Raw genomic sequence first — 23,491 nt, forward strand, 5'->3', positions numbered from 1 at the left:
CTGATTTTGCGCCTCTTCACTCGCGATCGGGCCATAGCTTGCTACCTTACTCTTCGATCGATGCGCTTCGCCGGAATGGGGCGTCATCGTTGGGATTATCCTTGCCAGAGTAAGATCATGTCTCAGCCAATATCGTCGCGACAACCGAAGCATGGCTACACCCAGGCGACCGTCACCGCGGACGAAACAGATTTCCGCTCGGCCATCGCAATGGCCTCGATCGCGCCGCTTCCGAAGGTTATCGCGCCTACCACCGTTTCGCGCAGGGACGATCTGTCCCCCCTTGACGCAACGACGATTGCCTTCGAGCGGCTCCGTCTGGTCATTGCGATCGGAGGGCAGCCACGGCGCAGCTCCGGCATATGCCCGCGTAATCCGGCGCGCGACACCGGCTGGCTGCGCATCGAAATCCCGTGGCAAGGCGCGGCCATGACTGCACCTAGCTCTGTGACAACGGCGCCCATTTGTAACGACGATCCGGTTGTTCAGCGCCTGTCCGAAGCTCTCGTCGCGATGGAGCGATTGAAGGCCACCGATAGCGCCCTTTGCGTCGACGCTCTGCGATTTGCCGTCATTGCCCGGCTCCTTGCCTTGAGTTCCGAGGCGCAGCCGAGGTTCGACGAGCGAGCCCGCGTCGGCCAATGCACTTCTGAAAGGCCGGCCCAGGGATTGCAGAAGTGGCGGCTCAAGCGGGTGCTCGACTATATCGAGACTCACTTCCGCAAGAAAATCGTGCTGGCGGATCTTGCCGCGGCCGCCGGCCTGAGCCGGATGCATTTCGCCGCCCAGTTCCGCGCCGCAACGGGTTGCAGGCCGCACGAATATATCTTGCGGCACCGGATACAGCGCTCCAAGGATCTGCTGCGGGACTGCGAGATGCCGATTGTTGAGGTCGCGCTCACAGTGGGTTTTCAGAGCCAGGCCCACTTCACGACGACGTTCAGGCGCTTCGCGGGTGACACGCCGAGTCGATGGCGAGATGCCGCTGCGGCTGGATTCGATCTTTGATGCCCTTGCCTCGAGCGAGTAGGCCTGTCCTCGTGGGGTCTGAGACGGCAATGGCGAGGTTGGTGGAGTCCGCGATGGAGCTGGCTTCGCCATCCATCATTCCACATTTTTATCGTATACGCGGCAGATGCCGAGGCTACGCTGTTGGTACGGATCAATGCGCCTCGGACATGGCCGGTCGGAAGAACGGGGCTTCATAGGGCCGCCATTCTTCCTCCAGTCACGTCCGTGAGACGGAAGCCAAACGCCAAGATGAACCTCTTCAAGTCAGCGCTGACGATTGCCTCGCGGCAAGGGGGCTCGCCCCGTTTGGGGTGCTCAATAGCCCGACGTGGGTTCGCACGGAGGCCGACGGTAGGGGTCGCTCGCGTATGCGCCGACGTCGGGAGCGCGAACACAGTTGCGCATGGACGTCACCGGAACGCGCTGAACCGACGCATAGGCGTCGGCATTGGTCCGGCGCGCTTGGTTGTTGCCTTCGCGAGCCATCGCGGGGGAGGCGATCATGGCCGCAACCATCAGTCCGGCCGACAAGAGCTTCAGTGTAGTCATTGCACGTCTCCTTGACAAAGCGACGCCGGGAACGCCTCGGCTCGCCTGCCAGACATGTGTACGCATGTGTCGGATGAGCAGTATCAATTGAACGATCGTTTTCGCCTTTGCACGAAGTCGTCGCCCGCGCTTCATCTCGAAAGCGATTGCTCGCTAGGTGAAAGCGTTATCTGGTCCGCATGGCCATTCATGAGCGGACCGAACCATTCCCACTTCTCGCCGGTGAAGCGCATCATTTGGAGATGCTCGATCGGGCGAAAGTCCGTCGGCGATGTCTTGACCCGGACGCCGGGAATATAGGCCGCCCCCTCGATGTCGAGATTCGTCGCCACCTGCATGATCCTCTCGCGCGTGAGATCGTCGCCACAGTGCCTAAGCACCTCAACGAGCGCGCTCGACATATTGAACGCCACCAGCGGGCCGCTTTCGGATCGATCTGCGTCCGGATAGTATTTCGTCATGAACGCGCGAAAGTGCTGCATGCCCGGGTATGAGTCCCACTGCGGGTCGGTCACGTCCATCTGGTACCCGGCACTCAGAACTCCCTTCGCGTTGTCCAGTCCTGCGAGCTTCAACACTGAGCCGACCGAAACCGAGACGTTCGTCATGATGTGGACGGGATGCCAGTCCAGCTCGGCGAGCTTCCTGATCGCCTGAGCCGCGAATTTTGGCGTGGCGACATTGATGAAAATGTCGGGGGCGGCCGCCTTGATCGACACGATTTGCGAGTCGATTGTCGGCTCGCTGATTTCATATGGCAGGCTCGCAACCACCATTTGCGCGTACCTGTCTTGCAGCACGTCCTTCAGGCCAGCCAGATAATCGCGTCCGAAGTCGTCGTTCTGGTAGAGGATGCCGATCCTGGCGCCAGGGTGATGCGTCAGGATATAGTCCGCGTAGATGCGTGCCTCGGTTCGGTAGCTCGGTAGCCAGCCGATCGTCCACGGAAAGTGGACGGGATCAGCCCAGCGAGATGCTCCCGATATGGCGAATAATTGCGGCACGTGGCGATTGTTCATGTACCTTTGAATGGCGGCGTTGCTCGCGGTACCGAAGGGGGCGAAGATCGCGAGTACTTCGTCGTCCTCGACGAGCCGCCGTGCCTGCTCGACCGCTCGGGACGGATTGTAGCCATCGTCGTAGGAGATGAACTTGAGTGTCCGGCCGTTGATGCCGCCATTGTCGTTGACCATGCGAAAATACGCACTCATCGTCCTGCCGATGATGCCGTAAGCCGATGCCGGGCCGCTATAGGGCATGATGTTGCCGATCCTGATCTCGGTGTCACTCGCACCGGGATCGTATCGCTGTTGCGCAGAGGCGCTGGCTGCGCCGGCCGCAAATATGACGGCGACGATCGCCAGTTTTCGCAGGCGCCTCGCAATGTCCGGACTCAAATGGCCACTTCCACCGGTGATCAAGCGATGCCTCCATAGCGTTGCTGGTCATCGTGCCTGCCGGGCGGCGGTATGGCGCCAATGGAGGGCCTGCTCGTCCAACAGTCGATAGCTGGAGTGTAGCGCGGGACCCGCCGCGAGCCGGATTACAGTAGCTGAAGAACTGTGAAGTTTTACAATGGTGTGCGTCGAATTGGCCCGTCACCGGCGCCTGATTTGCGCTGCCTCGACGCCGTCCCCTCGTCGTCGCGAACAAACGTTCGGAGCCGATGATATCGATCGAGGCTCCGGACCCGCGGGGTGCGCCGCATGGCGCGGTCGCACTCCGAGCGGGGTCGCAGACAGGCATGGTTACGCGGCAATTTACTTTTGCGTGTTGCCGCCGCTTACCGATGCCCGTGGCGGTTGTAGATGTGGCCCGCTCCGAACACCGGAGCCGCGCCACCGGACCGCTCGAGACCCATTCGCCCTGCCGGCGTCAATGCGCCGCCATTCAGCACGTCGCGATTGGGATACATTGATGCAAATGCGGCGGGCTCCTGATCGGCATAGGACCAGGCGGCGAGGCGGAAGATATCGTTGCCGTTGAGAGCAGCACTGCGGCGATCAGGGTTTTGAATGCACTCATAGCGATTCTCCATTGCTGGTGACGTGCGGAGAGTCGCTTGGCGATGGTCGCTGCTCCGCTGATGGCGTTTCCGGAATTGTTTTCTATACCGGGCTATGTAGGCAGTCCGGCCGGAAAACCCCGCTTGCTGTGCATCACTCTTGCGAGAAGATCACGGGAATATCAGGCAGTGCGCGCGGTTACCAAGGTCTGATGCGTCTTCGAAGCCGAACTCTGTCACAATTGTCAGAGTTGCTCGCGCGATCGTGCATGGTCGAATCGTGTGCGACGCCCAGTTCAAGGTGCAGGTCATACAACATGAGGAGTGTGAGCCATGAGACTGCTCTGGTTTCTCTGCGTCGTCGCCAGCCTTGCGCTCTCGGGCGTTGCATCTGCCCGCGGCGGCATGGGATCCCACATGTCGATGGAGAGCGGCGGCGCGCTCGGTACCAGCGCTGCTGCGCCGGGAACGAACTCGCTCGGCACCGCGCTTCCGTCATCGGAGGGAGTTGGTCACCCGACGAAGGGACCGCTGCTCGGCTCGGATGCGACCATCGACAAGGAGGACGCGCGGGTCGAGAAGATGCTGGAAGGATCCATCTGTCGCGGCTGCTGACGCGCGAGCATTGCGATATTTGCGGCGAGTGTCTGGCGGCCTTGGTCGCCGGACACGTTGTGTATTTTGAAAGCGGTGGTGATACGCTGGGCGCAAGATCAAGCAACCGCCTGGGGCTATGCCGATGATGGCCGAGCCAAACCAGCGCCCCGTCTACGCCTGCGCTGAATGGGAGATCGATCTTGCCAGACGCGAACTGCGCTCGATGGGAGAGGCCGTTCCTCTGGGCGGTCGTGCCTTTGAGATTCTTGCGGAATTGGCTCAGGCCGAAGGCGGGCTGGTCACCAAGAATGACCTGACGGAGCGTGTCTGGCGCGGCGTCTTCGTCGAGGAGAGTGCGCTTCGGGTCCATATCGCGGCGATCCGGAAGGCCTTTGGTTCGGATCGTGACATGCTGGCGACAACGGTCGGCCGGGGCTATCGCCTGCTGGGTTCATGGCGGACCCGGCAGATGGATGCCCCGCTACAATCTGCCGCACCCCAGCCGCTGCCGTCGACCAACATTCCCAATGCATCATTCGTTCTCATCGGCCGCACCATCGCGCTCGCGCGCTTGTGGGAGCTTCTGTCGGCTTATCGCGTCGTGAGCCTCGTCGGGCCTGGCGGGATTGGCAAGACGGCACTTGCACTACAGGCCGCCAGGACGCCGCCAACCGGTTTTGCGGCCGACCGGTTGCTGGTCGAATTGGCCTCGCTGCCCGATCCCAAGCTCGTGTGCTCGGCCGTCGCCAGCATGCTCGGTATCAAGCTCGAAGGGGAGGAGATCACCCCGGATTCCATAGCGCGCGCGATTGGCGCCAGGCAGTTGTTGCTCATTCTCGACAATTGCGAGCACGTCGTTGATACCGTGGCCCAACTGGCCGAGACGATCGTCAGCCACTGTCCCGGAACGACCGTCCTGGCGACAAGTCGCGAAGCGCTGCGCATTGACGGCGAACAAGTCTATCGTGTTCCGCCCCTGGGCGTGCCGCCCGAAGTCCGGCTCGGGTCTGACGCCGCATCGGCCTACACGGCAGTGCAATTGTTCACGACCAGGGCGAAAGCGCTGGGCTCCAGCTTCGCGCTCGACGAAGAGAATCTCGATGCCGTCGCAGCCATCTGCCGCCGGCTGGATGGCATTCCGCTCGCGATCGAGTTCGCGGCGGCACGCGCCGTGATGCTCAGTCCGCCGAAGATCGCGGCACTTCTCGACGACAGGTTCAAATTTCTGACGACTGGCCGCCGTACTGCGTTGCCAAGGCAGCAAACGCTTCGTGCGACGCTCGACTGGAGCTATGATCTACTGTCGGACGCAGAGGCGCGGGTTCTGCGGCGGCTCGGCGTGTTTGCCGGAGAGTTTCTGCTCGATGCCGTGATCGCGGTCGCGAGCGAAGGGATGGGCGATGTTACCGCGGAGCTTGCCAACCTGGTGGCAAAGTCGCTCGTCCTTGCGGATATTCGCGGCGAGCGCCCGTACTATCGCCTGCAGGACACCACGCGCGCCTATGCGCTCGAAAAGCTTCACGCCAGCGGCGAATTTTCCGGCGTAGCGCGCCGCCAGGCCGGATACTATTACGGGTTCTTTGCGAATGCGGAAACTGACAGCGAAGTGACGCCGCAGGCGGAGTGGCTCGGCTTCTATGGCCAGCACATCGACAACGTACGATCCAGCCTCGATTGGGCTTTCTCGCCCGGCGGAGATGCGCAGATCGGAGTGGCGCTGACCGCCGGGGCCGTTCCGTTATGGGTACAATTGTCGCTCCTCGCCGAGTGCCGCGAGCGGACCGAACTGGCGTTGGCCAGCCTCGACGACAGCGCCGCAGGCGCATTGCGGCTCCGCATGCAATTGTCGGCCGCGCTTGGCTGGTCACTGATGTACGGCGTTGGCAGGGCTCGGGAGGCCGGTCCGGCCTGGGCTGCGACCCTGCAGCTGGCCGAGCAGCTCGGCGACAGCGACTATCTCCTGCGCGCGCTTTGGGGGCTGTGCATCGATCAATTCAACAACGGCGAGTTCCGCAAGGCGTTGGAATTCGCGCACCGCTTCGCGGATATCGTGGCCGATTCCAGCAATTCCGTCGACCGGATGATGGGCGATCGCCTGCTTGCCACCACGCTGCACTACCTCGGCGACCAGCGGCTGGCGCATCATCACATTGGGCGGACCTTGTCCCGCCTTTCCGATCTGGCGACGAAGCCGCAGGTGATCCGTTTCAGGTTCGACCTGCGAGCCTCGGCGCGCTATTTCCAGGCGCGCATCCTGTGGCTTCTCGGGTTGGCGGATCAGGCACTGAACGTCGTCGAGCGCAATGTCGAGGAGGGCCGTGCGAGTGGTCATGCTCTGACCTTCTGCAGCGTGCTTGGCCAGGGAGCCTGTCCGGTTGCTTTCCTGGCCGGCGATCTCGATGCCGCGGAAGGCTATTGCACCATGCTGCTCGAGCACACCGAACGTCATCCGATCCGACTGTGGAACGTATGGGCGCGCGCCTTCAGGGGCATGGTGATGGCGCGACGTGGCGATATCGCCGCCGGACTGACGTTGCTGCGCAAGGCGCTCGAGCTGGCGGGCGAGGCGCGTTTCCTGCCGCGCTTCCTGCTTCCTCTCGGCGAACTGGCGGCATGTCTCGGAGAGGTCGGCGAAGTATCGCTGGGGCTTGCGACCGCGGACGAGGCGCTTGCGCGCTGCGAGGCGAGGGATGAGCGGTGGTACGCGGCCGAGCTCTGGCGCATCAAGGGCGAGTTGCTCCGGCATCCCGGCGAGCATCGCTCGGCTATCGCTGCCGAGCAGTGCTTCGACAAGGCGTACGAAGTGGCGCGCGGCCAAGGTGCGCTGTTCTGGGAGCTGAGGGCGGCCATCAGCCTGGCACGGTTGAGGGCGAGTCAGGGCCGTCCCGCCGATGCACACCAAATCCTGGCTTTCGTTTACGGCCAATTCACCGAAGGTTTCGAGACCGCGGATCTCAGGCTCGCGAGAGCGATGATGACGGAGTTTTCGACCTCATAGTACGGGCGGTGCTACAGGATGCCCCGGGGGCGGCGTCCGATACATGTCATCGGACGCATGTGCGGCCTCGGCGAGCGCCGCATCCCCCGTGCTCCAGAACGTTGGCTTCGAAGTCCTATTGCCGGACCAAGAATGCGCCGGCTCCTTGCCGCGGTCTTTCCACGCCGCGCGCTTCTATCCGGATTGCACGGCATCGCCGCCAGCCGCACGACCTGGGCCACTGCGGGTTCGCGCCCCCCACGCGAGTGTGTCGGGGCTATCAACTCGCGGCGAGCGAGCCCGAAGGTGGAGACGCCAATTCGGCCAGCAATTCGCCGGCCGCTTTCAGGACGGGCGTATTGAACCCCTCGGTGAATCGTCCATAGATGGGTGCAAGCACGTCTTGCGCTTCGCTGCGGCGGCCCCGCCGCTGCAATAGCCCTGCAAGACCGATTGCCGTGCGCAACTCAAAACCGAGCGCCCCCTGATGTCGGGCAAGGTCAAGTGATTGCGCCAGGCTCCGCTCCGCCTCCAGGAAGTCGGGATTGTCCTTGCGGATCAGCACTTCTGCCCTTGCCCGCAACATGTCCGGCATCTCCACCATGAAGTTGCGACGCCGACCCCGGGCAATCGCCTGATCGAGGATGTCGAGTGCTTCGTCTCCACGACCTGTCGCCGCCAGAGCTTCCGCGAGCGGCACGCAAAGTCCGGCCGCCGCGCCGTAGCGCTGGCTCTGCAGCTTCTTGACGGAGGCGTTCAGCATGGCCAGCCCGATATCACTCTCGCCGCGGGCCAACAGCGCAATCCCTTTCATGGCGTCGCCGACCGTCTGGAGCGTGGCGAGATTGTGCTTGCGGGTTTCCACGAGGAGCCTGTCAATGTGCTCTTCGCACACGCCCACATCCCCGTTCCAAAGGAAAACGCCGAATGCCCAGGGCAGCGCTATGCACAATATGGTCGGATGGTTGATGGCGATCACATCGGAGATGGCTTGGCGCGCCGTCGCCGTGGCCTGATCGGGATGTCCCTCGAGCCACAAGATGCGGGCGAGGGTGATTTGAGGACGCCTCGGGTAATCGGACGTCAGGCCGCCACGGGAGTCGCCTTCCAGGCCCGGATGGGACAGCGCCGCTTCGACGTACGAGCGAGACGCGGCAACCTCGCCCAGATAGTGGCACGACGTGCCGAGCAACATGCGCATGCGCGCCACCCCGACGGAATCGTTGCTGGCGAGGGCAATCGCTTCGCCGCGCTTAGCGGTGGCCAGCGCATCGTCAAAATTGCCGACGAGCAGTTGGAGCAGATGCAGTCGGCCAATCAGACGGATTTGGCCGGCGACATCGCCAATTGTCTCGGCCAACCGGACCGCTCTGTCGAGATAGCCGACGCCCAATTCGTCGATTTGTCCCGTCAGCATCCGGGCCGACGCTAACGCGGCATGAAGTGCGAGGTCGTGCCTGACACTTCCGCCCGTCTCATGAAGCGTTTCGATTGCGCGCGTGACCCAGAGCTGGCATTCGGTGAAGAGCGACAGCTTGAAGAACAGGGGGATCGCTGCGGCAGCGAGGCCGACGCCGGTCCTGCGGTCGCCTCGATCCGAGAAGCACCACGCCAGCGCACTGCGTATGTCGCCGAATTGATCGGCCATCGACGACAGGCCTTCATTCGGCTCGTCGGCGGTCTTTTCAAGCAAATCCCGAAAGTAGGAGGCGTGGCGTAGCCGCACGATCTCGGCGTCGGTGCTGGCGGCGAGCTTCTCCTGCGCGTAGGCCCGCGTCGCGTCCGCGAACCTGTAGCGAATCGATTGCGAGCCCTGGTTCAGGGCAAGCATCGATTTGGCCACGAGGTTGTCGAGCGCAGCCATGGTCGTGTCGTCGCTAGTGGGATCGCTGCCGGCGATCGCTCGGGCGGCATCGGCGGTGAAGCTGCCGACGAACACGGATAGCTGGCTGAGAACCACCCGTTCGGGCCCGGATAGAAGATCGTAGCTCCACTCGATGGTTGCGCGAAGCGTCCGGTGCCGGGGCAGCGCCGTGCGTCGTCCTTCCCACAACAGATTGAAGTGCTTGTCGAGGAGTTGGACCATCGCCTTGACGCCGTAGGCGGTCACATGGCCGGCGGTGAGCTCGATCGCGAGCGGGATGCCATTGAGCCGACAGCAGAGGTTGCCGACGTCCGACGCGTTCGCATCCGTCAATCCGAACCCACCTCCAGCTGCGGCCGCGCGCTCCACGAAGAGCTTTACGGAGGGGTAGGCAATCGCGCTCTCGGCCGTCAGAGCGGCATCTTCCGGCGGGCTTGTCAGAGGCGAGAGGCGATATGTGTGCTCGCCTTCGACCCGCAGCAGCTCCCGGCTCGTGGCCATGATGTGCAGCTGCGGTGCTTCCTGGTAGAGCCGTTCGGCCAGCGCCGCCGCGGCGTCGACGACATGCTCGCAGCAATCCAGAATGAGCAGCATCCGCCGGTCGCGCAGGAATGCCACAAGGTTGTTTGAGGGATCGTCCGATCGCGCCCGCAGCCCGAGGGAAGATGCTGCAATGGCCGGTACCAGAGCGGCATCGCGGGTCTCGCCGAGACTGACGAAGTGAACCTGGCCGGCGAATTCCGCGAGAAGGGCGTGGCCCGCGGAAACAGCGACCGTCGTCTTGCCGATGCCGCCCGGGCCGACGACCGTGATGAAACGCTGGGCTTTGAGCCTTTCCGATATATCCTGGATGGTTTGCTCGCGGCCCACCATCTGCCAGGGATGTGCCGGCAGGTTGTGCGCGCGAACAGGCTTGGTCGGTGCAGGTTGGTTCTGCTCCGGGATCGCCGCCGAACCGACGAAACAATAACCCTGTCCCGAGACCGTGCTCAGATATTTGGCGCCGGCATTGCCGTCCCCGAGCGCCTTGCGGAGCGCTGCGATATGGACGCGCAGGCTGTTGTCATCGACGCTGGAGCCTGGCCATGTCCTGGCGATCAGATCGCCCTTGCTGACGACTTCGCCCGCATGCCGGATCAGTGTCAGCAGAAGGTCAAATGCGCGAGCCGACAGTTGGACCGGATTGCCATCTTTCTCGATCCGTCTCTGCGAGGCGTCCAGACGAAACGGCCCAAAGACGAAAATCTCTTGAGCGGAGCTCTCCTGGAGAGAGGGCCCGGTCGTGGCTGATGTGGCGTTGCTCTGCCAGCGGTGGACCATTTGGAAATATCAAATCCGACGACCAACTCGTCGTACTCTATGACTTGAACTCGGGCCGAAACGTGTGACCGCGGTGGCAACTTCAAACGTAACATCCGGCAGTATCGCGGTAAAGGACCACCGATGGATGTCGCCGATCACTTTCGTCCAAAGGGTAGGGAACTCCGGGGAGAGTCCTGATTATTCAGGAAACGACCGTCGATTGGGGAAATCTCCGCCAATGGACGATCTCATCGGATCAACACCGGCTTGAGAAGATCCTCCAGGCCGATTCGGCCGAACAGTTCCGTGCGAGCGCGGTCGGCGACGGCGTCGACAGCTGCCGCCCCATCGTCATCCGGGCCGAAATGAACTTTCAGCGGACGTTGTCCGAACGGCATGTTCACGACATTCGCAACTGTGCTTGCGACATCTTGTGGAGCCGTATCCTTCGGCGAAAGCTGCGCGAGTCCCGCAAGCGCGATTTCACTCACGTCGGCGGTTGGACCATCCGCGTATTCTTCCGCTCGAACAGTATCCTGCGGCCGGCCGGATCGGACATAGTGGCCGGGTCCGAGAGCGCTGGGAACGATGATGGTCGTCTCGACGCCCCAACGTGCGAGTTCGCCGGCGTAACTGAGCGCCAGCGAATCCAGGGCGGCTTCCGTTGAAGCACAGGCGCCGAGGAACGGAACCGAGCTGCCCCGCGCGCTGCTCGACGTGATCCATATCAGCAAGCCCTGACCCTGCTTGCGCAATTGTGGCAACGCCGCGCGATTGAGGCGCTGTGCGATCAGGACGTTGGTATCGTAGAGCTCGGCGAGCTGCTCCGGCGTGAAGGCTTCTGCGGGTCCGTAAACGACTTGCCGGGCATTGTGCACGACCACGTCGAGGCGGCTGTTTTCGGCGATGATGGTCTCAACGGCCGAGGTCACCGAGGATTCCGAAGAGAGGTCGAACTCGATCGTGCGGAGATCGGAACCGGGCTGGCCGGAAGTTGATCCAGTCTCCTCGATCCCTTGCGCAATAGGACCACTCATTTCCCGGCTTGAAACGTAGACCGTGTGGCCTGCCTGCATCAGTTGCCGGCAGGTGGTTCGTCCGATGCTGTTTGCAGCACCTGTGACGATGATCACTTTGCTCATTCGATTCCCAATCGCATTCCAGCCTCTGTGGCGCTGGCGGCCCCGTCGCGACACGGTCCATCGTTCGGGAGTCGACCGCCGCCATCGTGCGAAGCGCATCTGGAATAGGGCGGGGCGCAGGGTGGGTCTTTTCGGGCATCACGATCGATTGTCAAATTACACGAAAAAGTTCGAGAATGCCCGAAGCCGGATCCTGTCCGGCGAACGCCGAAGACAGTTCAGGCGTGCCTTCGCGAAATTGGCGGTGGGTTCGAGAAGATCGGGCCTTGGCCGCCGGCTACAAGGAGGCTGCGTCGCTCGAAAGAGCGTCGCGCGCACCCGATCGCCAGGCGATCTGCGCATCGCAAAGGAGACCGGATGAACCAAGGCAAGCTACCACGTTCGGGGCTTGGGTCCCTCGTCCTGATTGCGGCCGTGGTCGGCGGCGGCGCGGCTGCGTTCGCATACACTGCGGGATGGCTCTCGCCGGGGCGTCTGACGCCGGAACGGTTGATCGCCGCGCTGACGCCTCCGAGCGGCCCGCCGCTCGGGCACCGGCGAAATCATGCCAAGGGAATCTGTTTCACCGGGACATTCGAGGCGAATGGAACCGGCGCGGAGCTCTCCCGGGCCAAGGTCTTCGCGCAGGGGCGCTATCCGGCCTTGGGCCGTTTCAATCTCGGCACGGCCGATCCGAACGCGGTTGATGCGACCGTGCGCGTCCGCGGCCTGGGATTGCAGATCACGACGGCAGACGGCGAAGAATGGCGCATGGCGATGATCAACCCACCGATCTTTGCGGTTTCCACGCCGCAGGCATTTCACGACCTGCTGATCGCATCCGGCAAGAAGGATCCGGAGGCGATGAAGGCGTTCATTCAGGCCAACCCGGAGTTCGGCCCCTTCGCGGCCTGGGCCAAGACGGCGCCCTGGACCGGCAGTTATGCGGAGGAGCCCTATAACGGCCTCAACAGCTTCGTCTTCACGGACGCCGGGGGCGGCGATCACACCGTGCGATGGTCGCTGTTGCCCTCGACGCAACCCATTCCGATCTCGCAGGCCGACCTCGAAAAGCGCGGGCCGGATTATCTCGAGCAGGAGATCACCGAACGGGTCCGGACCGCCGGTCCGCTGCGATGGACCATGGTCACGACCGTCGCCAATCCCGGCGACCCGACCGCGGATCCGAGCAAGGCCTGGCCGGAGAACCGTCGCAAGGTGGCGGTCGGAACGCTGATCGTGCAGCGGATCGAGCCGGAGCGCGATGGACCATGCCGCGACATCAATTTCGATCCGGCGGTCCTGCCACAGGGAATCCGGGTGTCGGACGATCCATTCCCGGCTGCACGCTCATCGGTCTACCGCAAATCCTACGATCTGCGCGCGGCCGAAGCCGGGGACTATCCGCGAACCGAGACCGCCAAGCCATGACCAGCGCTCCTCATCGTTTTACCCTGATCCAGCGCGTTCTGCACTGGCTGATGGCGGTCTGCATCCTCGCCATGTTGTTCATTGGCGTCGGCATGGTCTCCACGGTCACGCCGAAATATCTGCCGCTCATCCTGGTCCACAAGACAATCGGCGTCCTCCTGCTGGTCCTCGTGCTGATCAGGCTGGCGTTGCGGCTGCATTACGGTGCGCCGCCATTGCCGGCCGATCTTTCGAGACCCATGAAGTTTGGAGCAAGATTGTCGCATCAGCTCCTGTATGGCCTCATGATCGTCATGCCGTTGCTCGGTCTCGGCATGCTCTGGGCCGGGGCCTATCCGGTCGTTCTGTATGGCGGGATCCGAATTCCCGCGCTGCTGCCGCAGAGCGACCAGATGCACACGCTGCTCTGGAATGCCCACGTCTATCTGGGTTTCGCGTTCTTTGCCCTCGTGCTGCTGCATCTGGCGGCGGGGCTATTCCACGCATTGATCCGTCGCGATGGCGTATTCGCATCGATGTCGCTTCTGCCGCTGCGGGATAGGGTGACACAAGCGAAATGAACCCGCTGCGCGCCGGCGGGCGCCCCTCGCAGGCGTGCGATCCCAAAAGGATCTTTCGCGCTGGAAAGATTCCTCGCGCGCCGCGCGGTTAGATTTCTCCAACCTCCAACACAAAGGATGCCGACCATGACCAAAGCAGACCTCCAAAGCCCGACGGATCTCGGAGCGAATGCGAACCGGGACGTTCCAGCCGCGCTGCGAGCGCTGCTCGCCGACGTTTTCGCGCTCTACCTGAAGACCAAGAATTTCCACTGGCACGTGTCGGGCAGCCACTTTCGCGACTACCACCTTATGCTCGACGAGCAGGCCGACCAGATATTCGCCATGACTGATGACATCGCCGAACGCGCACGCAAGATCGGCGGTACGACGCTACGCTCGATCGGCCACATCGCGCGCGAGCAGCGCATTCTCGACAACGATGCCGACTATGTCGACCCGCAGGACATGCTCGCCGAGCTGCGCAGCGACAACCAGCAGCTGACGCGGGAAATGCGCCGGGTCCACGAGCTCTGCGACGAATACGGCGATGTCGCCACCGCGAGCGTCCTGGAAAACTGGATCGACGAGACGGAACGGCGAATCTGGTTCCTCTACGAGACCGGCCGAAGCGGCCAGAACTCGTAAGCGCCAAGCACGCCGTTGGGCCGGGAGACGGGTGAAGGATGAGCAGCCTCTCGGAATTCCTGCCGGATGGCGGCGTCAAGGCGGAGCGCCTGCTGCTGCGTGAGCTTGCGCATCGGATCGACGACGAGCTCGCCTCGGCGATTGATCTGGTGGCGCAGGCGGCCGATCGTTGCGACGGCATCGAAGCGAGGGCGACCCTCGCTTCCGTGCAGGATCGGCTGGAAGGCCATGCGCAACTTCACCATGCGCTGCAAATGCCGCAGTTCACCACCACCGTCGATCTGGCGGCCTATCTTCAGCAATTGTGCCGCTCGATCAGCCGCTCGAGCCTCGAAGACAAGGGTATTGCGCTCTCGCTGCTGCTGCATCCGCTGCAGATGAGCTCCGAGCGCTGCTGGCTGCTGGGGATGATCGTCTTCGAACTGATCACCGGTGCGGTACGCCACGTGTCCCACTGCGGAGCAGGCGCCATTCGTCTCGAAGTGTGGCTCACGGCGACGTCTGTCGCGTGCAGCGTCATGGACAACGGCTCGTCCGACGAGAGCAGATACCGGGAAGAGGACCGCTCCATCGTCGAGACGCTTGCGGCGCGTCTGCACGGGACCGTCGACGTCCGCAGCGGCCCCGACGGGTTCAGGACCGTCGTGACCATCCCGCGCTAGTTGCGATCCGCGCGCAACGATCCGTATCGTGCGGATCAAATAATATCGCTGCGTCCTCGAAAGATGGCTTGGGACAGATCTCGATACGCTTGCCCTATTCATGATCTGCGGATCGTCGTGCGAACAAGGGTCAAGCCATGACGGACATGTCGAACTCGAAGGCCTCGCTCGGATGGGCCATCCACGCCATCACCGGAAAATGGGGCTGGTTCGTTGCGCTGGGTGTCGGCGAACTGATCCTTGGTGGTGTTGCATCTCCCAATCTGATGGCGGCGAGCCTCGCGTCCGTACTGGTCATCGGCGCCACCATGGCGGTCGCCGGCATTTTTCAGATCGTGCAAGCGTTTTCGGTGCGCGGCTTGAGGGGATTCCTGCTTTGGCTACTGGCGGGGATCGTCTATACGGCCGCCGGGGCCATCATACTCTACGATCCGATCCTGGCTTCGTTCACGCTGTCTCTCGCAGTGTGTGCCTTCCTGATCGTAGCCGGGGTGATAAGGATCTGGGCCGGTTTCCATATCCGGCCGGCCGCGGGCTGGCGTTGGATCGTGGCTGCGGGCGTCCTGACCTTCTGCGTCGGTGTCATGCTGGTTGCGGCTTGGCCCGCCATCGGTTTGTGGCTGCTTGGTGTGATGCTGGTCGTCGACCTGATCTTCCAGGGATGGGGATTCATCGCATTCGGGATCGCGCTCAGGAGCCGCGCGTCGCGCCATTCGTCCCAGCCGGCGACGGTATGAGTCATGGCGAAAGGCTCGACATTCACCCGGCATTGGGAGATTGCCTGGCGCGGCGGTCAGACGAAGTCGACCTCGCGGCTGGTTGCCGAGGAGACCGCGATCGCGCTCACCTATAACGGCTCGACCCATGCGGTGATGATGGGCACGCCGGGAGATCTGGAGGATTTCGGCATCGGCTTCAGCCTCACCGAGGCGATCGTCGAACGCGCGAGCGAGATCAGCAGCATCGAGCTGATCCCGAACGATCTCGGTGTCGAGGTTCGGATGTGGCTCGATGGCGACCGCGCGGCATCCCTGGCTGCACGGCGCCGAACCATTAGCGGCCCCGTTGGCTGCGGGCTATGCGGCATCGAGAGCCTCGAACAGGCTCGCCGCGCGCCGGCGCGGGTGAAAGGCCGGGGCATCGTTTTTCACGCGCGCGATCTGCTGGGCGCCATGCAGGCCCTTTCTCCGCACCAAATTCTGAATCAGCAAACGCGGGCCGTCCACGCGGCGGCCTTCTGGCATCCGCGGGCCGGCATCGGCCTGGTCAGAGAGGACGTTGGCCGCCACAATGCGCTCGACAAGCTCGCCGGTGCGATCTTACGCGAGGGGAGATCGGCGTGCGATGGCGCCGTGCTGCTGACCAGCCGGGTTTCGGTCGAGATGGTGCAGAAAGCGGCGATGCTCGGCGCACCGGTCATCGTGGCCGTATCCGCACCCACCGCACTCGCGATCAAGACCGCGGATGAAGCGGGGATCACGCTGCTGGCGGTCGCGCGCGATGACGGATACGGCGTATTCACGCACCCGCGTCGCGTTCTGCTGCCGGATCAGGCCGCAACGCGCGCCGCCTGTTGACCTCGCGGGCCGGCGCACATGGCGATGCAAGCCGTATCTCCGGAGCCGGTCGCCGAGACCGGAAGCGTCGTCCATGCTCCGGAGCGATCAGTTCTCGTGGCGTCTCTTCTGAGCATGACGGGCGGCTTTCTCGACGCCTTCACATGGCTCTCGCTCGGCGGCGTGTTTGCAAGCTCGCAAACCGGCAATGTCATCTTCCTCGGCATTGACGCCATGTCCGGACAGTGGCGGCAGGCCACCCATCATCTTCTTCCGCTTGCCGCCTTTCTGCTCGGCGCATCGCTGGCAATCCGCCTCAAGGCGCCGCTGCTCTGCCTCGCCGGAGAGATCGTCTGCCTGGTCGCGGTGATGCTGTTGTATCATCGGATTCCGGACATGATCACGATCCTCGGAATCTCCTTTGGCGCCGCGCTGCAGTCGGCCAGCTTCAGGCAGGTCGAGCGCTGGAAATATCTCTCCGTCACCGTCACCGGCAACATGCTCCGTGCCCTCGATCAACTAGTTGCGACCGATCGCGATGCGGCGCGCGGCACCGCAGTCATGCTTCTGCTCTGCCTGATGTTCCTGTCGGGGGCCGCCATCGGGGCCTGCGTGACGAAATGGCTGCACGCCTGGAGCCTGGTCCTACCGACCGCATCGTCGGTGTGCGTTCTTTGGCTCTGCCGGCCGCAACTGCGAAGCTGAACCGTCGATCCAGGTCTCGTGATTTCGCTCGTTGACGGTGCGGAGCGCGCACCATGCCATTCGGCAAAAGGACGTTCATTCGTGGAAGCGCGCGCGTCATGCGGTGCATACACTTTCTAACAGCGCCGAGATGGCCTTTCGACGTCAACTGCCAAGAGGCACGGATGAACAACCTTCGCAAAGAGACGGACAGCCTGGGTGAAGTGGACGTTGCCGCGGACAAGCTCTGGGGGGCGCAGACGCAACGTTCGCTCGAGCATTTCAGCATCGGCAAGGACCTGATGCCGCGCGAAATGATCCAGTCCTACGCGATCCTGAAGAAGGCGGCCGCGAACGCCAATTGCGCCGGCGGCCGCCTCGACGGCAAGCTCCACAAGCTGATCGCGCATGTCTGCGACGAGATCCTCTCCGGCCAGCATCAGGACATGTTTCCGCTTCACGTCTGGATGACGGGCAGCGGAACGCAGTTCAACATGAACGTGAACGAGGTGATCTCGAACCGATGCTGCCAGCTCGCGGGCACGCCGCTCGGGAGCAAGCATCCGGTTCACCCGAACGATCACGTCAATATGTCGCAATCCTCGAACGACAGCTTTCCCTCGGCCATGTATATCGCAGCCGCGATGAACGTGACGGAACGCCTCGTTCCGGCGGTCGAGGCGTTGAACGACGCAATCGCGGAAAAATCGAGCCAGTGGGACGACGTCGTCAAGATCGGCAGAACCCACATGCAGGACGCGACCCCGCTGACGCTCGGGCAGGAATGGTCCGGCTACGCCGGCATGCTCGCCGACGATCTGGCCCGCATCGACGACGCGCTCAAGGGTGTCTTCCGGCTCGCCCTGGGCGGCACGGCCGTCGGCACCGGCATCAATGCCGCGCCGGGCTTCGCCGAGGCCGTCGCTGCGGAAATCGCGCGGCTGACGGGGTTGCCCTTCGTCAGCGCACCGAACAAGTTTGCCGTCCAGGGGGCGCATGACGCGCTGGTGCAGCTATCCGGCACGCTCCGCACGCTCGCGGGGTCGCTCTACAAGATCGCGAACGACATCCGTCTGATGTCCTGCGGCCCGCGCGCGGGCTTCGCCGAATTGCTGATCCCCGAGAACGAGCCGGGTTCGTCGATCATGCCGGGCAAGGTCAACCCGACGCAGGCCGAAGCGCTGACGATGATCGCCGTGCAGGTGATGGCGAACGACGTCGCCGTCGGGTTCGGCGGAGCCGGCGGCTATCTGGAAATGAACGTCTACAAGCCGCTGATCATCCACAACATCGCGCAGTCCGTCACCATCCTGACCGATGGTTGCACCAACTTCCGCACCTTCCTCGTCGAGGGCACCGAGCCGAACCATAGGAAGATCAAGGAGTATGTCGAGAGATCGCTGATGCTCGTGACGGCGCTGGCGCCCGTGATCGGGTACGACAAGGCGTCGCGGATTGCGCACTATGCGATGGACAACGACCTCACGCTGAAGTCGGCGGCGCTCAAGCTCGGTTTCGTTACCGAGCCGGAGTTCGACCGCATCGTGGATCCCGCCAAGATGGTCAAGCCCTATGTGGCCGAGGTCAAGGTGCCGCTCGCAATCGGCGCGAAGGCCGGCTGAAGAGGGCGGCGGCAATGATCCGGTGCGTCAGACTCTGGACGGGTGCGGATGGCAAGTCGCACTTCGAGGAAGGCGCCGTCGAGCTTGCGCGCGGGGCGAGGGGCGATGCGCTCAGCGCAAAGCTTCGGATCGATGCCGCCTCGTTCCACGAAACGGATGCAGATCCGAAACTCGGCTGGCGTCCCGACGCGGCGCGCCAGCTCGTCATGTCCCTGAGCGGGACGCTACGGTTCGAAACGGCGGATGGAAGCGTCACGCTGCGTCCGGGCGATGTCCTGTTCACGGAGGATACCAGCGGGACGGGCCACAATTGGATCATGACGGACGCGGAGCCATGGCGCCGCCTCTACACGGTTCTCGAGCCGGGCGCCGAGGTGCCGTTCCGGTCCTCACAACGCCGCGCAGGCGACGCAACCACAATGCAAGGAGAGACACGATGATCCGCTGTGTGCGTCTATGGACCGGAGAGGACAACAACTCGCATTTCGAGGAAGGCTTCCTCGAGCTGGAGGCGGGACAGCGTGGCGACTTCCTGACCGGAAAGATCGATGCCGCCAGCGTCTCCTTTCAGGAAACGGAATCGGGCGGAGCGTTCGCCTGGCACACCGCGCCGATCCGGCAGCTGGTGATCACGCTCAGCGGAACGCTCGATTTCCAGACGCGTGACGGCCATCACTTCCTGCTCCACCCCGGCAACGTCCTGCTGGCCGAGGACACCGCTGGCTCGGGGCATAGCTGGAAATTGACCGACGATTCATCCTGGCGCCGTGCCTACGTGATCCTGCAGCCGGGAGCGAATGTGCCGTTCCGCGCCAAGGCGCGGCAATCGGTGCGGGCCTGATCGAGCCATCCAAAGCAGCAACACCCGACGAAGGAAATAGCCATGTCAGCAGCTTCCGACCGCGAAACCGATGTCGTCCTCATTGGCGCCGGCATCATGAGCGCGACCCTCGGCGTCTTTCTCAAGGAGCTCGAACCCTCTCTGTCGATCCAGATGTGCGAGATTCTCGGGGATTGCGCGCAGGAAAGCTCCGACTCCTGGAACAATGCTGGTACCGGGCACGCAGCAAATTGCGAGATGAACTATACGCCGCAGCGGCCCGACGGCAGCATCGACATCTCCAAGGCGCTCCAGGTCAACGTCGAGTTCGATCTGTCCCGGCAGTTCTGGTCCTACCTGATCGGGCGCGGAGCGATCGCGGATCCGCGGGCCTTCATCCATCCAGTGCCGCATATGAGCTTCGTGCACGGCGCGGAGAACGTCGAATTCTTGCGGAAGCGGTTCAAGGCGATGTCGGCCCATCATTGCTATGAGGGCATGGAGCATACCGAGGATCCCAGGAAGATTGCCGAATGGGCGCCGCTGGTGATGGACGGACGGGGTGGCGACGAGCCGGTTGCCGCAACGCGGATCATCACCGGCACCGACGTCGACTACGGCTCGTTGACGCATCTTCTGGTCAAGCATCTGGTCAACCAGCCCGGCTGCGCCGTCCACTACAACAGCTGCGTCACCGGTCTTGACCGGGAGCAGGGCGGCCGGTGGCGCGTCGAAGTGCGGGATACTGCGAGCGGTGAGACGCGATCGGTGCGCGCAAAGTTCGTCTTCATCGGTGCCGGCGGTGGTGCGCTGCCGCTGCTGGAGAAGTCCGGCATCCCGGAGGGGCGCGGCTATGGCGGTTTCCCGGTCAGCGGGATCTGGCTGCGCTGCGACGATCCCGAGATCAACAAGCGTCACCATGCCAAGGTGTACGGCAAGGCCGCGGTCGGATCGCCGCCGATGTCGGTGCCGCATCTCGATACACGGGTGATCGGCGGCCAGCACTCGTTGTTGTTCGGTCCCTATGCCGGCTTCTCGAGCAAATTCCTCAAGCACGGCTCGCTGCTGGATCTCTTCGAGTCCATTCGTCCCGCCAACGTCAAGCCGCTGCTTTCGGTGGCGCGCGACAATTTCGATCTCACCGAATACCTGGTCGGGCAAGTGCTGCAGTCCGAGCGACACCGGCTCGCGGCGCTCGACGAATATTTCCCGAAGGCCGACCCGAAGGACTGGAGATTGCAGGTCGCGGGCCAGCGGGTCCAGATCATCAAGCCCAATGTCAAGCGTGGTGGGTTGCTCGAGTTCGGGACCGAGCTCGTCGGCGCGGACGACCATTCGCTGGTGGCCCTGCTCGGCGCATCACCGGGGGCTTCCACCGCCGCGTTCATCGCCATCAGCGTGCTCGAGAAGTGCTTCGCCGGGGAGCTGACGGCAAGCGCCTGGCTGCCCAAGCTGAAGCAGATCATCCCGTCCTATGGCGTGTCGCTGATCGACGATGCGGATTTCTGTCGCCAGATTCGTGCAACGACGGCCGCGGTCCTCAAGGTCGACAACATTCCGCAGCCGGCCGCACGCGCGCCGGCGGCCGCGAAGCGGGCGTGAACCAACGGAGAATGTTCGATGGACCCGACGGCGCTCCTTCTGTCGCGGCTGCAATTCGCTTTCACCATCTCGTTCCACATCATCTTCCCGGCGTTCACGATCGGGCTTGCCGCCTGGCTCACCGTGCTCGAAGCGATGCACCAGTACAGTGGCAAGCCCGTCTACCGGACCCTGTTCGCGTTCTGGCTGAAGATCTTTGGCGTGGCGTTCGGTATGGGGGTCGTATCGGGCGTGGTGATGGCGTTCCAGTTCGGAACGAACTGGAGCGTGCTCTCGAAGATGTCGGGCCCGATCCAGGGCCCGCTGCTCTCCTACGAGACGTTCACCGCCTTCATGCTGGAGGCGGGCTTTTTCGGCATCCTCATCTTCGGTCGCCCCCGGGTGCCGCCGTGGTTCTACCTGTTCTCGACGGCGATGGTCGCGCTCGGGACGACGCTTTCGGCGTTCTGGATCATGGTCAACAACAGCTGGATGCAGGTGCCGACCGGCTACGTCCTGCAGAACGACCAGTTCGTGCCTGATGACTGGACGCAGATCATCTTCAATCGCGTGGTCTGGGTCCGGTTTCCGCATATGCTGCTCGCGTCCTACCTGACCGGCGCGTTCTGCGTGGCGGCAACCGGCGCGTGGTATCTGCTGCGGCGGACCTATCGCCCCGAGGCTCATGTCATGCTGCGGATGGGCCTTGCGCTTGCGGCGGTGCTGCTGCCGGTTCAGCTCTTCATCGGGCATCTCGTCGGCGACTATGTCCACGATTACCAGCCGGCCAAGTTCGCCGCGATCGAGGCGCGCTGGCATAACGAGCAACCGGCCTCCGAGGTGCTGATCGCGATCCCGGATTCGAGCACCGAATCGAACAGATACGCGATATCGATTCCCGTGCTCGGGAGCATCATCGGTAGCATGAGCCTGACGTCGAAAGAGGTCGGCCTCACCAGCTTCGCGCCGCAGGACCGCCCGCCGGTGCTGATCCCGTTCTTTGCCTTCCGCATCATGGTCGGCTGCGGCTTCGTGATGCTGGGGCTGGCCTGGCTCGGGACCTGGCTCGGCCTCAAGCATCGGCTCGATCGGAACCGCCTCTTGCTGTGGGGCATCTTCCTCAGCTTCCCGCTGCCGTGGGTCGCGATCCTCACCGGCTGGTACACCGCGGAAGTGGGGCGCCAGCCATGGACGGTCTATGGCGTGTTGCGGACTGCAGACGCCGTGACGCCGTTCCTGACCGCGTCGGCTGCGATGACTTCCTTGATCCTGTTCGTCGCGGTCTACGCCTTCATCTTCTCGTTCGGGACGTATTACATCTATAAGCTGCTGCGTGCCGGCCCGGCGGGACTCGGCGGCAGGCCGCTCCACGTTCCCGTGCCCAATCGGCCGATGTCGCTCGCCGATCAGGTGCCGGCCGCACGCAGCTATCTCGGGGCGGGAGAATAGCTATGGTGATGTACTGGGTTGCCCTTCTTGCCATCAGCATCCTGATCTATCTCCTCCTCGACGGGTTCGATCTTGGCGTCGGCATGCTGTTCGGGGCGGCCGGGGGCGAGTCGCAACGGGATGCCATGCTGAGCACGGTCGCTCCGGTCTGGGACGGCAATGAAACCTGGCTGATCGTCACGGGCGTGATCATGTGGGGCTCGTTTCCCGTGGTCTACGCCATGGTGATGTCGGCCTTCTATATCCCTGTTCTCGTGATGCTGCTCGGATTGATCCTGCGCGGCGTGGCGTTCGAGTTTCGCGGCAAGGCGCTCACTTCGCGCTGGGTCTGGGACGTCAGCTTCGTCGTGGGCTCGTTTGCCGCCAGCTTCATGCAGGGCGCGATGGTCGGCGCTCTGGTCGAAGGGCTCCAGTTCTCCAACGGCGATTATACCGGCGGAACGCTCGGCTGGCTGACCGCCTTTTCCGCCCTGTGCGGGGTCGGGCTCTGCTTCGGCTATTCGCTGCTCGGCGCCTGCTGGCTGGTGCGGAAGTGCGACGGTCCCGTTCGGGATGTCGCACGGCGCCAGATCCCGCCGCTGGCGATCGGCGTCCTGGTCTTCCTGGTCATCGTCTTCGCATATGCGCTTGTCGAACATCTTCCGATTCTGCAGCGCTGGACCGACCGGCCCTATCTGTTCGTGTTTCCCGTGATCGGCGCCGGTGCGGCCGCGGTGCTGGCCAAGAGCATCCTGCGCCATGACGACTATTGGCCGTTCCATATGGTCGCCCTGATCTTCGTCGCGGCTTTCGCCACGCTCGCCCTGTCGTTCTGGCCCTACATGATTCCGTTCGTCGTCACGATCGACGAGGCCGCGGCGCCTCATGCAAGTCTTGCATTCATGTTCTGGGGCGCCGGCCTGTTCGTGTTCCCGCTGATGCTGCTCTATGTGGCGATCGGCTACCGCGTCTTCCGCGGCAAGTCGGCCCCTGCTGCCGATCACTACTGACGGCTGCACGCCCGAAGTTGCCGTGAGCTGTCACGGATAAAGAGAAAGGCGCCGGTTTCGGCGCCTTTCTCGTTCAGACCTCTT

At 63.3% G+C, this 23,491-nt stretch carries 21 protein-coding genes; 16 read left to right on the forward strand and 5 right to left on the reverse strand.

What is annotated here, in order from left to right; translation table 11 throughout:
• The first annotated feature begins 117 nt into the window (after window positions 1–117).
• Complete coding sequence (locus QJT78_RS14170; RefSeq protein WP_028153538.1) at window positions 118–1,008, forward strand: helix-turn-helix transcriptional regulator; 891 nt, start codon at window positions 118–120, stop codon at window positions 1,006–1,008.
• 318 nt (window positions 1,009–1,326) lie between these two features.
• Here the strand turns inward: QJT78_RS14170 and QJT78_RS14175 are convergent, their stop codons facing one another.
• From QJT78_RS14175 to QJT78_RS14185, 3 genes are all read right to left on the reverse strand, one after another.
• Complete coding sequence (locus QJT78_RS14175; RefSeq protein WP_028153537.1) at window positions 1,327–1,560, reverse strand: hypothetical protein; 234 nt, start codon at window positions 1,558–1,560, stop codon at window positions 1,327–1,329.
• A 131-nt stretch (window positions 1,561–1,691) separates the two neighbouring features.
• Window positions 1,692–2,957: an ABC transporter substrate-binding protein gene (locus QJT78_RS14180; RefSeq protein WP_240537536.1), complete on the reverse strand. Its 1,266-nt coding sequence runs from the start codon at window positions 2,955–2,957 to the stop codon at window positions 1,692–1,694.
• A 386-nt stretch (window positions 2,958–3,343) separates the two neighbouring features.
• A complete protein-coding gene (locus QJT78_RS14185) occupies window positions 3,344–3,598 on the reverse strand; it encodes a hypothetical protein (protein WP_309248364.1) in 255 nt (84 codons plus the stop codon).
• 300 nt (window positions 3,599–3,898) lie between these two features.
• On the opposite strand from QJT78_RS14185, the gene QJT78_RS14190 reads away from it, so the two are divergent.
• The gene (locus QJT78_RS14190) at window positions 3,899–4,180 is read left to right on the forward strand and encodes a hypothetical protein (RefSeq protein WP_028153535.1); all 282 of its coding nucleotides are present in this window, start codon (window positions 3,899–3,901) and stop codon (window positions 4,178–4,180) included.
• A gap of 124 nt (window positions 4,181–4,304) precedes the next feature.
• Window positions 4,305–7,160: a winged helix-turn-helix domain-containing protein gene (locus QJT78_RS14195; protein ID WP_240537537.1), complete on the forward strand. Its 2,856-nt coding sequence runs from the start codon at window positions 4,305–4,307 to the stop codon at window positions 7,158–7,160.
• Window positions 7,161–7,419: 259 nt separating this feature from the next.
• Here QJT78_RS14195 and QJT78_RS14200 read toward each other — a convergent pair whose 3' ends face one another.
• The gene (locus QJT78_RS14200) at window positions 7,420–10,323 is read right to left on the reverse strand and encodes a winged helix-turn-helix domain-containing protein (protein WP_028153533.1); all 2,904 of its coding nucleotides are present in this window, start codon (window positions 10,321–10,323) and stop codon (window positions 7,420–7,422) included.
• Window positions 10,324–10,553: 230 nt separating this feature from the next.
• Window positions 10,554–11,447 (reverse strand): SDR family NAD(P)-dependent oxidoreductase, encoded by an 894-nt coding sequence (locus QJT78_RS14205; protein WP_028153532.1) that lies wholly within the window; start codon window positions 11,445–11,447, stop codon window positions 10,554–10,556.
• 357 nt (window positions 11,448–11,804) lie between these two features.
• On the opposite strand from QJT78_RS14205, the gene QJT78_RS14210 reads away from it, so the two are divergent.
• The 13 genes from QJT78_RS14210 to cydB all read left to right on the forward strand — a co-directional run bounded on the left by QJT78_RS14210 (window position 11,805) and on the right by cydB (window position 23,407).
• Window positions 11,805–12,857, forward strand: a complete 1,053-nt coding sequence (locus QJT78_RS14210) for a catalase family peroxidase (RefSeq protein WP_038942613.1) — start codon at window positions 11,805–11,807, stop codon at window positions 12,855–12,857.
• Entirely contained in the window at window positions 12,854–13,417 is a 564-nt protein-coding gene (locus QJT78_RS14215; RefSeq protein ID WP_028153530.1) for a cytochrome b, read from the forward strand. The genes QJT78_RS14210 and QJT78_RS14215 overlap by 4 nt, the downstream gene beginning before the upstream one ends.
• 126 nt (window positions 13,418–13,543) lie before the next feature.
• Window positions 13,544–14,044, forward strand: a complete 501-nt coding sequence (locus QJT78_RS14220) for a DNA starvation/stationary phase protection protein (protein WP_028153529.1) — start codon at window positions 13,544–13,546, stop codon at window positions 14,042–14,044.
• Window positions 14,045–14,082: 38 nt separating this feature from the next.
• A complete protein-coding gene (locus QJT78_RS14225) occupies window positions 14,083–14,706 on the forward strand; it encodes a histidine kinase dimerization/phosphoacceptor domain -containing protein (protein ID WP_049807513.1) in 624 nt (207 codons plus the stop codon).
• Between the two features lie 137 nt (window positions 14,707–14,843).
• A complete protein-coding gene (locus tag QJT78_RS14230; RefSeq protein WP_038942615.1) occupies window positions 14,844–15,443 on the forward strand; it encodes an HdeD family acid-resistance protein in 600 nt (199 codons plus the stop codon).
• Between the two features lie 3 nt (window positions 15,444–15,446).
• Window positions 15,447–16,283: a formate dehydrogenase accessory sulfurtransferase FdhD gene (gene fdhD / locus QJT78_RS14235; protein WP_038942616.1), complete on the forward strand. Its 837-nt coding sequence runs from the start codon at window positions 15,447–15,449 to the stop codon at window positions 16,281–16,283.
• 18 nt (window positions 16,284–16,301) lie between these two features.
• A complete protein-coding gene (locus QJT78_RS14240; RefSeq protein WP_038942618.1) occupies window positions 16,302–16,967 on the forward strand; it encodes a YoaK family protein in 666 nt (221 codons plus the stop codon).
• A gap of 164 nt (window positions 16,968–17,131) precedes the next feature.
• A complete protein-coding gene (fumC, locus tag QJT78_RS14245) occupies window positions 17,132–18,568 on the forward strand; it encodes a class II fumarate hydratase (RefSeq protein ID WP_038942620.1) in 1,437 nt (478 codons plus the stop codon).
• Between the two features lie 14 nt (window positions 18,569–18,582).
• Window positions 18,583–19,008 carry a hypothetical protein gene (locus tag QJT78_RS14250; protein ID WP_049807514.1) on the forward strand — a complete coding sequence of 142 codons (426 nt, stop codon included), beginning with the start codon at window positions 18,583–18,585 and terminating at the stop codon, window positions 19,006–19,008.
• Window positions 19,005–19,409, forward strand: coding sequence for a hypothetical protein (locus QJT78_RS14255; protein ID WP_038942622.1), 405 nt, complete (start codon window positions 19,005–19,007; stop codon window positions 19,407–19,409). Before QJT78_RS14250 ends, QJT78_RS14255 begins: the two co-directional genes overlap by 4 nt.
• Before the next feature lie 42 nt (window positions 19,410–19,451).
• Window positions 19,452–20,990: a malate dehydrogenase (quinone) gene (gene mqo, locus QJT78_RS14260; protein ID WP_038942624.1), complete on the forward strand. Its 1,539-nt coding sequence runs from the start codon at window positions 19,452–19,454 to the stop codon at window positions 20,988–20,990.
• Between the two features lie 18 nt (window positions 20,991–21,008).
• Window positions 21,009–22,418: a cytochrome ubiquinol oxidase subunit I gene (locus QJT78_RS14265; protein WP_028153087.1), complete on the forward strand. Its 1,410-nt coding sequence runs from the start codon at window positions 21,009–21,011 to the stop codon at window positions 22,416–22,418.
• Between the two features lie 2 nt (window positions 22,419–22,420).
• Window positions 22,421–23,407, forward strand: coding sequence for a cytochrome d ubiquinol oxidase subunit II (gene cydB, locus QJT78_RS14270; protein WP_028153088.1), 987 nt, complete (start codon window positions 22,421–22,423; stop codon window positions 23,405–23,407).
• Window positions 23,408–23,491 lie beyond the last annotated feature (84 nt).

Origin of the sequence: Bradyrhizobium sp. Mp27 (genome assembly GCF_029953005.1) — a bacterium.
Taxonomy (GTDB): Bacteria; Pseudomonadota; Alphaproteobacteria; order Rhizobiales; family Xanthobacteraceae; genus Bradyrhizobium; species Bradyrhizobium barranii.

Excerpts from the sequence above, each read along its gene's own strand:
- QJT78_RS14170 (WP_028153538.1), top strand. The coding sequence starts at position 118 with ATGTCTCAGCCAATATCGTCGCGACAACCGAAGCATGGCTACACCCAG.
- QJT78_RS14175 (WP_028153537.1), bottom strand. The coding sequence starts at position 1,560 with ATGACTACACTGAAGCTCTTGTCGGCCGGACTGATGGTTGCGGCCATG.
- QJT78_RS14185 (WP_309248364.1), bottom strand. The coding sequence starts at position 3,598 with ATGGAGAATCGCTATGAGTGCATTCAAAACCCTGATCGCCGCAGTGCT.
- QJT78_RS14190 (WP_028153535.1), top strand. The coding sequence starts at position 3,899 with ATGAGACTGCTCTGGTTTCTCTGCGTCGTCGCCAGCCTTGCGCTCTCG.
- QJT78_RS14195 (WP_240537537.1), top strand. The coding sequence starts at position 4,305 with ATGATGGCCGAGCCAAACCAGCGCCCCGTCTACGCCTGCGCTGAATGG.
- QJT78_RS14200 (WP_028153533.1), bottom strand. The coding sequence starts at position 10,323 with ATGGTCCACCGCTGGCAGAGCAACGCCACATCAGCCACGACCGGGCCC.
- QJT78_RS14205 (WP_028153532.1), bottom strand. The coding sequence starts at position 11,447 with ATGAGCAAAGTGATCATCGTCACAGGTGCTGCAAACAGCATCGGACGA.
- QJT78_RS14210 (WP_038942613.1), top strand. The coding sequence starts at position 11,805 with ATGAACCAAGGCAAGCTACCACGTTCGGGGCTTGGGTCCCTCGTCCTG.
- QJT78_RS14215 (WP_028153530.1), top strand. The coding sequence starts at position 12,854 with ATGACCAGCGCTCCTCATCGTTTTACCCTGATCCAGCGCGTTCTGCAC.
- QJT78_RS14220 (WP_028153529.1), top strand. The coding sequence starts at position 13,544 with ATGACCAAAGCAGACCTCCAAAGCCCGACGGATCTCGGAGCGAATGCG.
- QJT78_RS14225 (WP_049807513.1), top strand. The coding sequence starts at position 14,083 with ATGAGCAGCCTCTCGGAATTCCTGCCGGATGGCGGCGTCAAGGCGGAG.
- QJT78_RS14230 (WP_038942615.1), top strand. The coding sequence starts at position 14,844 with ATGACGGACATGTCGAACTCGAAGGCCTCGCTCGGATGGGCCATCCAC.
- fdhD (WP_038942616.1), top strand. The coding sequence starts at position 15,447 with ATGGCGAAAGGCTCGACATTCACCCGGCATTGGGAGATTGCCTGGCGC.
- QJT78_RS14240 (WP_038942618.1), top strand. The coding sequence starts at position 16,302 with ATGGCGATGCAAGCCGTATCTCCGGAGCCGGTCGCCGAGACCGGAAGC.
- fumC (WP_038942620.1), top strand. The coding sequence starts at position 17,132 with ATGAACAACCTTCGCAAAGAGACGGACAGCCTGGGTGAAGTGGACGTT.
- QJT78_RS14250 (WP_049807514.1), top strand. The coding sequence starts at position 18,583 with ATGATCCGGTGCGTCAGACTCTGGACGGGTGCGGATGGCAAGTCGCAC.
- QJT78_RS14255 (WP_038942622.1), top strand. The coding sequence starts at position 19,005 with ATGATCCGCTGTGTGCGTCTATGGACCGGAGAGGACAACAACTCGCAT.
- mqo (WP_038942624.1), top strand. The coding sequence starts at position 19,452 with ATGTCAGCAGCTTCCGACCGCGAAACCGATGTCGTCCTCATTGGCGCC.
- QJT78_RS14265 (WP_028153087.1), top strand. The coding sequence starts at position 21,009 with ATGGACCCGACGGCGCTCCTTCTGTCGCGGCTGCAATTCGCTTTCACC.
- cydB (WP_028153088.1), top strand. The coding sequence starts at position 22,421 with ATGGTGATGTACTGGGTTGCCCTTCTTGCCATCAGCATCCTGATCTAT.